At 33.9% G+C, this 13621-nt stretch carries 12 protein-coding genes and 1 tRNA gene; 10 read left to right on the forward strand and 3 right to left on the reverse strand.

Translation table 11 applies throughout. The features are described from left to right. Positions 1-80 precede the first annotated feature (80 nt). Positions 81-1370: a hypothetical protein gene (locus LDM93_RS01050; protein ID WP_223890067.1), complete on the forward strand. Its 1290-nt coding sequence runs from the start codon at positions 81-83 to the stop codon at positions 1368-1370. Positions 1371-1620: 250 nt separating this feature from the next. On the opposite strand, the gene LDM93_RS01055 is transcribed toward LDM93_RS01050, so the two are convergent. Next, positions 1621-2076 carry a hypothetical protein gene (locus LDM93_RS01055; protein WP_223890068.1) on the reverse strand — a complete coding sequence of 152 codons (456 nt, stop codon included), beginning with the start codon at positions 2074-2076 and terminating at the stop codon, positions 1621-1623. 101 nt (positions 2077-2177) lie between these two features. Then, positions 2178-2981, reverse strand: a complete 804-nt coding sequence (pgeF, locus tag LDM93_RS01060) for a peptidoglycan editing factor PgeF (protein WP_223890069.1) — start codon at positions 2979-2981, stop codon at positions 2178-2180. Between the two features lie 51 nt (positions 2982-3032). Here pgeF and LDM93_RS01065 point away from each other — a divergent pair, with 51 nt between their 5' ends. Next, positions 3033-4169: an FtsW/RodA/SpoVE family cell cycle protein gene (locus tag LDM93_RS01065; RefSeq protein ID WP_223890070.1), complete on the forward strand. Its 1137-nt coding sequence runs from the start codon at positions 3033-3035 to the stop codon at positions 4167-4169. 8 nt (positions 4170-4177) lie between these two features. Beyond that, a tRNA-Met gene (locus LDM93_RS01070) sits at positions 4178-4254 on the forward strand. A gap of 247 nt (positions 4255-4501) precedes the next feature. Here the strand turns inward: LDM93_RS01070 and LDM93_RS01075 are convergent. Continuing rightward, positions 4502-5173, reverse strand: a complete 672-nt coding sequence (locus LDM93_RS01075; RefSeq protein WP_223890072.1) for a hypothetical protein — start codon at positions 5171-5173, stop codon at positions 4502-4504. A gap of 503 nt (positions 5174-5676) precedes the next feature. On the opposite strand from LDM93_RS01075, the gene LDM93_RS01080 reads away from it, so the two are divergent. The 7 genes from LDM93_RS01080 to LDM93_RS01110 all read left to right on the forward strand — a co-directional run bounded on the left by LDM93_RS01080 (position 5677) and on the right by LDM93_RS01110 (position 13449). Next, positions 5677-6027 carry a stress protein, tellurium resistance protein TerZ gene (locus tag LDM93_RS01080; RefSeq protein WP_223890073.1) on the forward strand — a complete coding sequence of 117 codons (351 nt, stop codon included), beginning with the start codon at positions 5677-5679 and terminating at the stop codon, positions 6025-6027. Between the two features lie 33 nt (positions 6028-6060). Then, complete coding sequence (locus LDM93_RS01085) at positions 6061-6270, forward strand: hypothetical protein (RefSeq protein ID WP_223890074.1); 210 nt, start codon at positions 6061-6063, stop codon at positions 6268-6270. Between the two features lie 98 nt (positions 6271-6368). Next, positions 6369-7199 (forward strand): hypothetical protein, encoded by an 831-nt coding sequence (locus LDM93_RS01090; protein ID WP_223890075.1) that lies wholly within the window; start codon positions 6369-6371, stop codon positions 7197-7199. A gap of 1 nt (position 7200) precedes the next feature. Continuing rightward, a complete protein-coding gene (locus LDM93_RS01095; RefSeq protein WP_223890076.1) occupies positions 7201-8721 on the forward strand; it encodes an Hsp70 family protein in 1521 nt (506 codons plus the stop codon). 12 nt (positions 8722-8733) lie between these two features. Then, complete coding sequence (locus LDM93_RS01100; protein ID WP_223890077.1) at positions 8734-9903, forward strand: tellurite resistance TerB family protein; 1170 nt, start codon at positions 8734-8736, stop codon at positions 9901-9903. A gap of 2 nt (positions 9904-9905) precedes the next feature. Next, positions 9906-11015 (forward strand): M48 family metallopeptidase, encoded by a 1110-nt coding sequence (locus LDM93_RS01105; RefSeq protein WP_223890078.1) that lies wholly within the window; start codon positions 9906-9908, stop codon positions 11013-11015. A gap of 4 nt (positions 11016-11019) precedes the next feature. Next, complete coding sequence (locus LDM93_RS01110) at positions 11020-13449, forward strand: hypothetical protein (RefSeq protein ID WP_223890079.1); 2430 nt, start codon at positions 11020-11022, stop codon at positions 13447-13449. Positions 13450-13621 lie beyond the last annotated feature (172 nt).

Genomic DNA, 13621 nt, shown 5'->3' on the forward strand with positions numbered 1-13621 from the left:
TGAACCGACTTTAAGAATGAATTTATTTCAAAAGGACTACAATATAAGTGTAACATATAAAAAACTATAAGGAGTTCTAGATGAAAATGATTCAATTGGAAAGTAAGAAAATTGTGTCAATTATGGCCGTGTTTTTTGCGATTTTATTTGGTATTATGGCTAATGGCTGCGGCGGTGGCGGTGGCGGAGGTGTCGTTGACGATGGCGGAGTGCTACCTCCACCGGTACCTACTGTTGAGGCTCCTGGTGAGCCGGTAAATTTTCGTGTTTCCGGATCAGCTGTTGGTGGGAGCCTGTCAGCCACACTGGCGTGGGAGGCTCCGATAACAGGCGGTGAGGTGGCCTCCTACGAACTCTACAGATACAGTTCGGAAGTACCTACAGTGAACCACCTCATCTCCCTTTCAGCCACAACCTTTGAGTTCATCGACAATGCCGGGCTGGAGAGGGGTGTAACTACCTACTGGAAGCTTTCTGCTAAGAATGCGGGTGGGGAGACTTTTACGTATACAGTAGAGTATACCCCGCAGGGCGGTGGTGCAGGTGAAGTCGATAAATACGGTAACAACTTTGCTGCAGCGATGATTTTTGCCGATGGTATAGGTATCTTCAATGATGATATTAGCGGCGGGGTGTGGACGGAAAACAACATTAGCCTTGTAAACCCTTTGACCGGGCTGCGCCCGTCTCAAATTGAAATAGACGCGCCTCTGACAGAATTCCCATACTACGACCCTACCACGACATATCTGAAAGACGGTGTGACTTACTACAAGCAGAAGACCGTAAGTACATGGCAGGGTGAGTGGGTAGACGGGTCGACCTCGTCGGTTGAACACAATGTTACGGCAGCATGGGGCGACAACCTGATCAGCCAGACTCTGAACACCGAATCCATCGTCAGGATCGAGATGGTGCTTACCAAAGCCCTTGATACAAATATGACGGCTTATAATATGGTTTCCCTCTACGGTGAAAAAGATGTTGAGATATACGGGACAGATCGAACGACGAAATCAGTTGATACCGCCTTTGTCTTTACCTCCAAGGCTCGCCTTATGATCGAGGAATTGGATGAAAACAACAATACAACAACTGTTGTGGAAAACCAGCCGCTCTTCTCAGCCGTCCCAGATGGCCCGGGTAAATTCGCAGCTGAGATCAATGTGGCCGGTAACCTTGTGTACGGATACGTATGGGACCTTAAGCAAAATCCTGTCCCAGCGGGAAGATATCGTATCACGTTCATGCTAGATGCCCAGAGCAACGTCATTATAGGTGATGTCGCATTGCCAAGCGAAGGAGACCCAAGCTCATTCCCTGTGCTCGATACCTCTACTGAGGTCCACATCGATATTACCATCCACTAAGAGCGTCCCTTTCGGGGGAACAATTAGCGGGAGCGCAGAGGAGTCGCGCTTCTGCCTGCACAGTAGGTTGGAAAAAGAAACGTCACTCCTCCTCTTTTTCATCTACGACAATTAGCTCTCTAAAACTGTCAAATCATTTCGCTTAATTTCCTAATATATGAAAATCATTAATCAAACAAACCTTTATTTCCTTTAGTTTCCAGAAATTATAGAAAAAGAAGCGTATTCGTAGTAGATCCTTATTTTCCCTCTAAAACTCTATGTCTATTTCTTTTGATCTTTGAATATAGAGTAAGACATTTGCAAAACTATATTGATCTACCTCGTCTATACCATCATGTTTATATTCTAATAAATAGTCATATCCGTCTAATTCAATGTTTTTAATTTTTTTTAGGTGCACAACGTAGACTAGTAGATCAGCTAAATCACTCACCGGGATTATTTCTCTAAAATCTTTATCGAATGCATCTATATACTCTTCACATATGTCTTCATTTGACATAAAAAGTATCCAAAGTATGATATTGTCTATCTTTTGTGGAGCCTTGACTTTGTTTAAAAAGCTATGATATATCTCTTCGTTTTGAGATATTTCATCAAGCTGTTCATTCGCCTGTGCTATTAAAAAGTTGATTCTCTCTTCAGTGAGTTTATTATTTCTGTAGCCATCTAGTACTGACTCTGCGATTTGAAGTGTATGCATTATTTCTCTTTTTATTTGATATGTAATTATTGCAGGATATTCTGAAAATTCCTAAAAGAGAAGAAAAAAAAGTGGTTTAAACCCCTTTATTTTCTGCTATATTAAGATCTGACATCCTCTTTCTTTGTCTTATTTTCGTTACTGTTTCTCATGCCTATCATGCTCATAAACCTTCCGGAGCATCCTTGCTCTTTTCTGTAAGAGAAAAACCGGTCTACATGACATGCAGTACAGGTATGGCTCATCTCAATGTTTTCTTCTTGTATACCTGCAGCTAAGAGTTGTTGTTTGTTGATAAAAGGCAAGTCTAACATGTATTTTTTACCTACAGGAGTGAATCCTCCAGGAATGTGTGAAAAATGTACTGCAACATCTTCTCCTACTTCATAACAACAACGTCCTATAGAAGGTGCGACACCAGCGATGATATCTCTTGGATCACAGCCATATATTTCAGTCATCTTTTGCACGGTTTTGGACACGATCTGTGCTTTTGTCCCTTTCCATCCCGCATGCACAGCAGCAACAACTTCTTTTTGCTGGTCATAGAGAAGTATAGGAACACAGTCTGCAGTCAGAACATTGAGCACTATACCTTTTACATCTGTGATGAGTGCATCACAATCTTCTATGGCATCTGAAAGACTCTCCCATCCCTTGGTCTCTTTTTGGGTAATAACTTTGATGTTGTCACTATGGGTTTGATCTGCGACAATGTAGTGGAGTGTCTTCTCGCTATTGAGCAGGTCGGAAAGCTTTTTCCTGTTGGCTCTGATCTTTTTCGTATCTTCACCGGTATGTAAAGCAAGACTGAAAGCATAAGGAAGATCATTTGATTTGGTGGTCACAGCATGCAGCAGGGAAGGGGATTTCTTAAAGTGTGTAAAGGTGAAAAAATTCAGCATGATACTCCTTAAATCCTTTTTGATATAATACCCTAAAAAAGAGGATCTTGTATGGAATCTTGGTTTGACTTTGACAAACGTATCTTTAAACATTTTTCCTATCTTCTTATGTTACAGCTTATACCGCTTCTTGTGATCTCATCGTATCTGGTAAATGAGATCAACCCGTATTTGTTCACAAAACAGATGGTCTACTACTTCATCGCAGGCATTGCTTTTCTTGTTTCTGTTTTTATACCATGGAGACAGATTATTTGGTGGTTCGTACCTATTTTTTATCTGGGTAATCTAGGGTTGCTTATTGCAGTTGAATTTGTAGGAAAGACGATCCTAGGGGCACAAAGATGGATAGAGATCCCTGGTATAGGTATTACCATCCAGCCTTCAGAGTTCATTAAAGTCAGTGTTATCATGATGCTTGGATACCTTATAGGCAGAAATCCTCCGGGAGAGAAAGGGTATGGTATTTTAAATTTTATCAAACTTTCTATTGTTATCATCATTCCTTTTTTACTCATTGCTAAAGAACCGGACCTGGGTACGGCACTTGTATTGCTTATCACAGGGTATGGTATTTTATTTGTAGTAGGGATCAATTGGAAGATATGGGTTTCGATAGTCATCATTCTCGGGCTTAGCGCACCGCTGCTTTACAGTCAGTTAAAACCCTATCAAAAAAAGCGTGTGACCGACTTTATCGGAAAACCAAGTTACCATGTCAGACAAGCACTGATCGCTATAGGTTCAGGCGGTGTTGAAGGTAAAAGCAAGGAAGAGGCAACGCAAACACAACTGAAGTTCCTTCCTGTCTCTTCTACGGATTTCATCTTTGCTTACCTGGGAGAAAGATTCGGTTTTAAAGGGATGATCACTGTCATTGTACTCTATATGTTTCTCATCTTTAATTTACTCTATATTTCAGCCAAGCATACCACCGATTATCTGATCAAAGCTTTTGCCTCCGGGTTGGCATTTTTATTTTTTGTTTATATGGGTGTTAACATTTATATGGTTATCGGTCTGGCACCTGTAGTAGGCCTTCCTCTGCCTATGTTCAGTCATGGAGGGACCTCATTTATTATATTTGCTGTAATTTTTGGAATTTTACAAAATTTAATTGCATTTAAAGACTACAGTAGATATAATTCTGACTCGAAAATCAGCATGATTTCGAAAGACCAGCCATAGCACCTTACGGGTCGGTAGCTCAGTTGGTTAGAGCACTCGGCTCATAACCGAGTGGTCGGGAGTTCGAGTCTCCCCCGACCCACCACCATATAATCCCCTATACATCGAGTATTGTAAGTATTTTTAACTATTTTTTCCACAAATTTTTTCCACAAATTGATTTTAACATATCGTTAGAGTATAAAGCTTTTGATTTTTACTAAACATCTTTGGTTATTATAGTGTATGATTTTTGATGAAGGTCTATAAGAGATATGGTTAGTTCGAATCCCTCCCTGTCCCACACATGTCAATATCTATTTATCATCTAATATAAAGATTTTTAGACTCTTTCATGGTCTTATATTATGTATATTCATGGCTAGTGATATAACCTTAACAATTGATTCTTTAGCTTTTTGTGTAGAAGCTCTTATATTACCGTGCATAAAACTATTTCTATCCTCTTTAAGTTCATAAAGTGTTTTTATTAAATTAGGATCATATTTATGCTTTTCTAGTTTCTTAATTGCATCAGTAATATCTATTGCAGGTTCTCCTTTTAGATCATGTTTAATATGTACTTTGAGTACATTTTCAAATATTCTATATGCCATTAATGAAGTAGCTGTCCATAGTCTAAAACCATAGGATCTAAATAACTCATTTATATCTTTTTTGATACTTTCATTGATTGTATCCCAAATTTTTGGTAAAAATAGTGAAGAGATATCTTCGGGAATATTACTAGGGGTTATTTGTTCCAAATTATATTTTATATGTTCTATCAATTTAGCTTTTTTATACTGTAATGCCATGTGAGGTTTTCTCATATTCGTTGCATTTATTCTACTTTTACTCTGCCTATTCTTTGTATTAGAATTGTTTCGTTTAGATTTATTGCTATCTTTTTTAGTATTTATCTGGGATGGAATATGTTTTTCTTTTAATTCCATTTCCTCTAATTGATTGTTGATTTCATTCCAATCTATCCATTCTCCATCATCCCAAATACCATCTGTCATATATGTTTTTCTCCTCGATTAAGAAATAAATTATTTCATTGATTAAAGTATATCAAAAGTCTTAATTATTGTGCCCAAAAATAACTATTTTTGGAGAATTGTAGATTTTGATAGAATCGCGAAAGCCCCAGTACGTGGTTATTTGTAGTTTTTTGTTATTTTATTTTTGATTTCCCTCACTGCCCGCCACTATAAAATTCCTAATATATCGCCTACAAATCACTTTTTTAAATTTTGTTACAACAAATGTATGTAATTAAATACTTATTCTAAAATGAAATACAATTTTTCATCTAATACTGACTACAAATGTAATCTTATTTTCGCACTCTTTTCATTGTAAAATCTCTTATATAGATTAAAATAAAACAGAATATTAAGTTCATGTTACATAAATATGACATTAATTGGATATACTTGATTATAATTTTTACTAATCATAAAATTTAACACTAAATTAACATAATCTTTATACAATTCAAATATCAAAAAAGGGAAGTTTGATGAGACAAATAAAAATTATTTATGTAACTCTACTGTCTATATTTATTTTATGTGCTCAAAATGCTATTGCTAAAGAATATGAAGTTCCTCCTACATCTAGTACACGTGGACATGTACCTTACATTTCGGATCAAGCTATGGAAGTATGTATCAAGCTTTATAATGAGGCTAAATGGCTCGATAAAGAAATTAGCAATACTCAGGTCAATCAGTATAGTCAAGCTTCTGTCGATGCCTATAACAATAAAGTAAGCCATCATAGTCAAATGATTAATGACTTTAATAGAAATTGTGCGGGAAAACAATCTGAATCTGCCTATAAAGCTGCACAAAAGTTGAATAATAAATAATAAAATTAAACTATAGAATGAGAAAGGGTAGTGATGTTAATGTATTTTATTATTTTTACTGTTATTGGCTTTATTATTGGCAGTTTAGTAAAAGATATCAATAAAACTATAGCGATTATCATAGTTGTATCAATACTTTGGGGATTAGTCAATGAACCTATTTGGGGCCTAGTTACACTAGGAGAGATATCTTTAGGCTTCTTTGTATATCTGATAATAAATAAAAAATTAACTAGTTATTGAACCACCTAATCAAATGTCATGCTTGAGTACTGCAAGTACAATGGATGATGTACACAATTGTTTGTTGTATTAAGACACAAAAATTAAAAGGGAGTAATATGGAAATGAATACAATACTAATAGTCTTGTTAATAATAATGTTGATTTTACAGTCAGGAGCAATATATCTTTTATTAATCAGAAAAAGATTTAAAATCACAAGTGAATCAGCTACACAAGATATTGAAAGGTTTTTAAATAGTCTTGATGAAGAAATATCTGAAAGATCTTTATCAACAGATAAATATTTACTAAAGCTAGCTGAATCACTTGAAAAACATGATACTAGCAGAATAAACATGATGTATGAAATTAAAACAGGCAATCAAGAAGTTATTAATAATATAACCCAAGATGTGAATACTAGTCAGAATGAAGTAAAAAAGATAGTTTCACTTTTAAATGAAATGTTGAAAACACATTTAGATGATGTAGCCAATAAAATTGGAACGATGCAAGAAGAAGTTAGAGCCGTAAAAGAACTTGCACTAGAAAAAGAAGAAAAAATTCGTAGATATGAAGAAGGATATGATCAAAGAAATATCAAGCAGTTTTACAAAGAACTTTTTAAAATCTTAGAGTCTATTAAAAAAGAACGACAGACAAATGACAATGAGGTTATAGAGGATATTCAAGATGATCTTTTATTGTTACTTGAGAATAATGGTATTGAAAAAATTGAGATTGTAGAAGGCACTTCATATGAAGGACTCTCAAAAGTTGCAAAAGTTATTGATACAGAAGAAACTGATGATCCAGATAAAGACCTTTTAATTAAGGAGGTAAAAAAAGATGGTTATTTTGTTCAAGTCGATGAGGAAGTGCAGCGAGTTATTCGTCCTGCAGAAGTTATTTTATATAAGTTTAATCAAGTAAAAGAAGGAGAGTAAAATGGCGAATATAGTAGGAATAGATCTTGGTACAACGATGTCAGCAATAGCTGTATTAAATAGTGTAGGAAAACCTGAAACCATTCCAAATAAAGATGGAGAGAGAATTACACCATCTGTAATCTTTTTTGAAAATGATCACAAGTCACTAATTGGTTTAGAAGCAAAGAATTCAGCAGGATCAGATGTTCATTCAGTTGCAAAAGAATTTAAAAGAGAAATGCATAATGATGATGATAGATTTAGTGTACACGGTAGCCAATATAGTCCTAGTGAGCTTTCATCTTTCGTTCTAAAAAAATTAGTAAAGGATGCATCTACACAAGTAGGACCTATTACTGATGTAGTAATTTCTGTTCCAGCATATTTTAAAGAGAATCAAAGAAATGCTACTATTGAAGCAGGTAAACTAGCTGGTTTAAATGTGATTGGTATTATCAATGAACCTACTGCTGCAGCTCTTTATTATGCCACAGTAGCTGATATTAAGGGTAGAGGATTGGTTTATGACCTTGGTGGAGGTACATTTGATGTAACAGTTACAGATACAGATGGAAAAGATATTAAAATTATAGCTTCCTCGGGTGATCATCATCTAGGTGGTGTAGACTTCGATCAGGCAATGCTTGAACTTATGGAAGAAAAGTATAAAAATGAAAAAGGTAGTAGTCTTTATAGTGATGAAGAAACTAAGTATGAAATGTTACTTGAAGCCGAAGATTTAAAGAAGTCTCTTTCATCAAGAGGATCTAAAAAAATTAAACTAAATGGAGACAGTGGTAAAGCAGTACTAGAATTTACTCAGAAAGAGTTTGAAGAGAAGATTTCAACTTATATTTCAAGAACTGAACTGCTTGTTGAACAAGCATTGCATGAAGCAAATAGTGAACCTGAAGATATAGATTATATTTTGCTTGTAGGCGGAAGTACACGTATCCCAGCATTTCAGAAGTCAATTAAGAAATTGATGAAGAAAGAGCCTATATCTGCAGTGAATGTTGATGAAGCAGTTGCCTTGGGCGCAGCAATTAGAGCAGGTATAATCACAGTAAAAGAAAATCCTACTAGTGTATCTAGTACTGTTGCAAATGAAGTTAATAGCATTAGTATCGTGGATGTTGCAAATCATAGTTATGGAACGATTAGTAGAACTTTTGATGAAACACTTCAGCAATATACTCTAAAAAACTCTATATTAATTAAGAGAAATACACCTTTACCATGTAGTGAAACACAAACTTTTTATACTATATATGAAGGTCAGGATGGCATTGACATTAGCATTACACAAGGTGAAGATACTGATCCAGACTTTGTTGATAAGATTCATGAAGAAGCTATGGATTTACCTGCGAATCGACCTGAGGGTCAACCCATTGAATTCACATATATATATGATGAAAACCAAATGATGAAATGTATATTTAAGGATATTAACTCCGGAACAGTAAAAGAAGTTTCAATGCATTTTGGTGCGAGTGAAGAGAAAAAGAATGCATTAGATGCATTCTTGGTAGACTAAAGGAAAATAATAATGGAAATTTTTGTTTTACTGTTTGTAGGTTGGATTGTATACAATATATATAGTGGCTATAAACAAAGAGAAGCAGAAGAGCAGATTAAGATACTACTCGATGCAATGGAAGAGGAAAGACGTCTAAATGCCTTTAAGTGTAAAATAACTGATGATACTTTTAAAGGAGAAGACTTTGAATGGGATGTATTTCATGTTCAAATGAAAGGCCTTATTGAAGGAAGTCAAGATGATTTTCCTGTTAAATATATTGTTCAAATGGCGGATGTTACAGACGGAAGATCTCCCATACTAAGTGCCATTGATCAATTTCAAAGTAACGATTCTACAGTTTTTTGGTTTGAATCAGGTATTGATAGATTACCCTATTCAAGTACCATTTTTAAAGAATGGGCTACCACAGTCAAGATACCAAAAGCAATTTTAGAATTTCCTCGATCCGGTTTAAGAAAAGTCGAATTTAAAGTCTTTGCAGTAGATGCAAATACCGATAAGATTCTTTCTCAAGATAGCACTACTGTCAGTTACCATAATACGGATAAAGGTTATGAAGAGCAATCTGAACATAGAGAATATTTTGAAGAGATGGTTGTCAAGACGGCTATGTTGGTTAGTGCAAGTGATGGAGACATGGATACAAGTGAAGCTAATGTAGTTAAATCATGGATTCAAAGAAATATTGAAAGATATAAGGTTGAGTATAGAGACGAAGAGAAAGAACGTTTAAATGGCTATATTAAAGAAGCATATCATGATATTCAAGATGATAATATTGATATATATGATACTCTAGAAGGTATTGAAAATATTGCTAGTGAAGGTGAAAAGTTTGAACTTTTTCAGGTTTGTTTAGATGTTGCACAGGCTGATGGTGCAGCAGATGAAGCTGAACTTGAAATTATTCATGATATTGCAGACTATATACACTTAGATGAAAAACAATTTAAATCTATGATAGAAAAAACCCTGCCAATTACAATGCACACCTCTCCAGCAAATGAAGAAAGTTTACTGGGTATTACTCCAAATATGGAAGTAAAAGAAATAAAAAGAATACTACGAGAGCAGTATCAAAAGTGGAATGCTCGTGTTGCATCAAGTGACCCAAAGATTAGAACACAAGCAGAAGAAATGATTCAACTAATTGCAAAAGCAAGAGAAAGATATTAATAATGTTAAATCTAGATAAACTCAGATGGATAGATGATAATATAGATGAATATCAAGGTATTCTTGTTCGTGCAGAAAATAATGCATATGCACATAGGATGCATCTATTATCAAATTCTTTAAAAGTTACAGAAGAAATTACCCCAAGAATTTCTTCTGTTATTAAAAAAGTTCTCCAACATCTCAGCCTTTTAGATATAGAACTTGAGTGCTATGTTAATAATGATTCAGATATGAATGCAAGTTGCTTTTCTCTTGGCAATGATGTTAATCTCATCATAATTATTAGCTCAGGATTAGTTAATACAATGACTCAAGATGAATTAGCATTTGTAATTGGTCATGAGATAGGACATTATTTTTTTGGTCATTTAGATTATGCTGAAGTAAAAAGAGAAAAAAATGCATTACTGGATATGAAATTAAGCAGGATATATCAATCTCATGAGATTAGTGCTGATCGCATTGGTTTGATATGTTCTGGTTCATTAGAAAGCTCTTTACGTGCTATAGTAAAAACTGTTTCTGGATTAAATGATGAGTTTATTACACATAATCTTCATACATATTTACACCAAATCCAGTCCTTAAATTATGATGACTTGGCACATGCTTATTATACCCATCCAATTTTTCCTATACGTGCAAAAGCACTAACTCTTTTCTCAATGAGTGAGGTTTATTATTTATGGACTGGAAAAGATAAACAAGCTCCACTGACTGAGGATTCGCTAATAGCTAGAATCCGAAAAGACCTTGAATCAACAACAATGAAAAATCTAAAAGAGGAAAGTAAACATATTGTAGAAAAATTTCAACTTTGGTTTTATGTTAAATCATTTATAGATAATAATGAATTGGAACAAGATGAAATATTATTTTTAGAGAAAAACTTTGGAGTTGATACAACAAAAAAAGCTCTTCGACTTGCAAAAGAAAACACTAGTTCTGTAACCAAGAAATATGAAGAGTTCCGTAATCAAGTACACCATTTACCCTTACAATATAAAAGTTTAATGGTTAATGATATGAAAAATGCGTTAGATAGTATGTTAGAAAGCCATAATGTTCAAAGATACTTTAAAAACTTAACAAAGTCAATTTTAGGATAAAAGAATGGATGATTCAGAACTACATCATATTGCAAAGAAGGAAGTAGAAAGTAAAACCTATGATAAGGATATATGGAATAAGGCATTAGCCTTAACAGGTGGTAATGATACAAAGGCCAAAGAAAAGTATATTAAGCTGAGGATTCTCCAGCTTAAACGAGATGGCTATAAACCTAAAAAAAGTAGTGTCAACCAAAATACTGAGTCACCTAAAAAAAGTACACATGAGCCTAAAGAAGAACCAGAATCTAAGCAGAATTCTTCGCAATCTAGCATTTCAAATCTTGAACAAAGGCATAATAAGAAACCTTCTGATAAAAAAACTTCTTATGGATGGATTCTATGGGTGATTGCTGTCGTCTTCATTTTTGCTTTAGTTTACAATAATAAAAATACAACAAAAAATAGTTCTTACTCAAAAAGCAATAATTACTCTTCAAATTATACATCTAGAAAACAAGATAACTATGTTGAAAGTAAGCCTTCTGTGTCAGAATACACATTAAGTAAAAATGAATTACTTTATTGTGAAGCAGAAATGATTAGACTGGATGTAGTAAAAGATAAAATAGACAAGTATTCTCAATACGAAATAGATAAGTACAATGGTTTGTCTGATGATTACAACGTAAGATGCGCTAATAAAAAATATTATCAAAATGATATGTATAGTATAAATAAATTAATTAAAAATAGAAAATATGAAATAGAGCAAGAAGGATTAGCTAGATTTCAAAAGAATACTCAAAAAATAAAAAGTACTTTTGAAGATGGAGAAGCGTTATATATAAATACTTCTCCTGTAAGTGGAGATTGTAAAGTAACAATATTTAATGATGGAAGTATCGGTGCAACATTAAATGGCAAATTTAAACAATGGAAGACTATGTCTTCATGGGAAAGAAAGAAGTGTAAAGAGGCATTAAAAGAGGAGCAAGTTAGAGTTGGATATACAAAGGAAGAAAGAAAAAAAGTAAAAGAAACAATAGAAAAATATCCATTGACTATCATTGCAAATCCATTGGATGCACGGGTTCAGATTATGAATATAAAACCAAAATATTATCACGGCATACGTCTAGTTAAGGGAAAATATAAAATTCGTATTTCAAAAAAAGGATATGTAACACAGAATCATATTTTTGACCCATCAAAATATTCTACATACAATGTAATGCTAAAGAAGAGGACAAACAATAAAAGCAGTGATCGCAGTACTGTTGATTGCAAAGTAACAATATTTAATGATGGAAGTATAGGCGCAAGTATTGGAAATGGAGCATTTAATACATGGAAAAGTATGTCTGCGCAAGAACGAAAAGAATGTGAAAAGGCATTGAAAAAGGAGCAAAGTAGAGTTGGCAGAAAAGGAAATATATATGAAGCTAAAACAAGTGATGAAGGCTCTCAAGCGCTAAACTGTAAAGTAACAATATTTAATGATGGAAGCATAGGCGCAAGTATTGGGAATGGAGCATTTAATACATGGAAAAGTATGTCTGCACAAGAACGAAAAGAATGTGAAAAGGCATTAAATATTGAGCAGGAGAGAATTGGACGCAAGGGAAACACTCATAAAATAAATACAAACAATAGCAAGAAAAAAAGAACAGACAAATATCCATTAACGATTGAAACATTTCCTTCAGATGCACGCGTACAAATTATGAATATAAAACCAAAATATTATGATGGTATACGTTTAGTAAAAGGGGAATATAAAATTCGTGTTTCAAAAAAAGGATATACAACACAGAATAGTATTGCTGATCCAGCAGAAAAAACAACCTATCAAATTATTCTAAAAAAGAAAAAAAATAACATATCATATAGTGAAAAAATAAGAAACAAAAGTTATTCGAATAATGGATTGCCTGCCAATGCAAAGTTGGATTATTATGGTCATGGCTGGGAATGTAAAAAAGGTTATTATAAATATGGCAACAAATGTAATAAGGTAGCTATTCCTGCCAATGCAAAGTTGGATTATTATGGTCATGATTGGGAATGCAGAAAAGGTTATTATAAATATGCTAACAAATGTAATAAGGTAGCTATTCCTGCCAATGCAAAGTTGGATTATTATGGTCATGACTGGGAATGTAAAAAAGGTTATTATAAATATGGCAACAAATGTAATAAGGTAGCTATTCCTGCCAATGCAAAGTTGGATTATTATGGTCATGACTGGGAATGCAGAAAAGGTTATTATAAATATGCTAACAAATGTAATAAGGTAGCTATTCCTGCCAATGCAAAGTTGGATTATTATGGTCATGACTGGGAATGTAAAAAAGGTTATTATAAATATGCTAACAAATGTAATAAGGTAGCTATTCCTGCCAATGCAAAGTTGGATTATTATGGTCATGACTGGGAATGTAGAAAAGGTTATTATAAATATGCTAACAAATGTTTACCGGTGGGACAATAAAATGTTTTATTACTCGATAGAAATGGAATAATTGATTTAACAACTACTGGTGATTTAGTAAATCTTTTACAAGCTAAATTATTGAAACTAACAATTGAACGTACACTTTAAAAAGTAGCACATAATTTCATAAGGTTTATGGTTTTTTCTCTGGATATATAAAGAATCACAA

The organism is Sulfurovum sp. TSL6 (assembly GCF_019972115.1).
In the GTDB taxonomy this organism is placed as follows: Bacteria; Campylobacterota; Campylobacteria; order Campylobacterales; family Sulfurovaceae; genus Sulfurovum.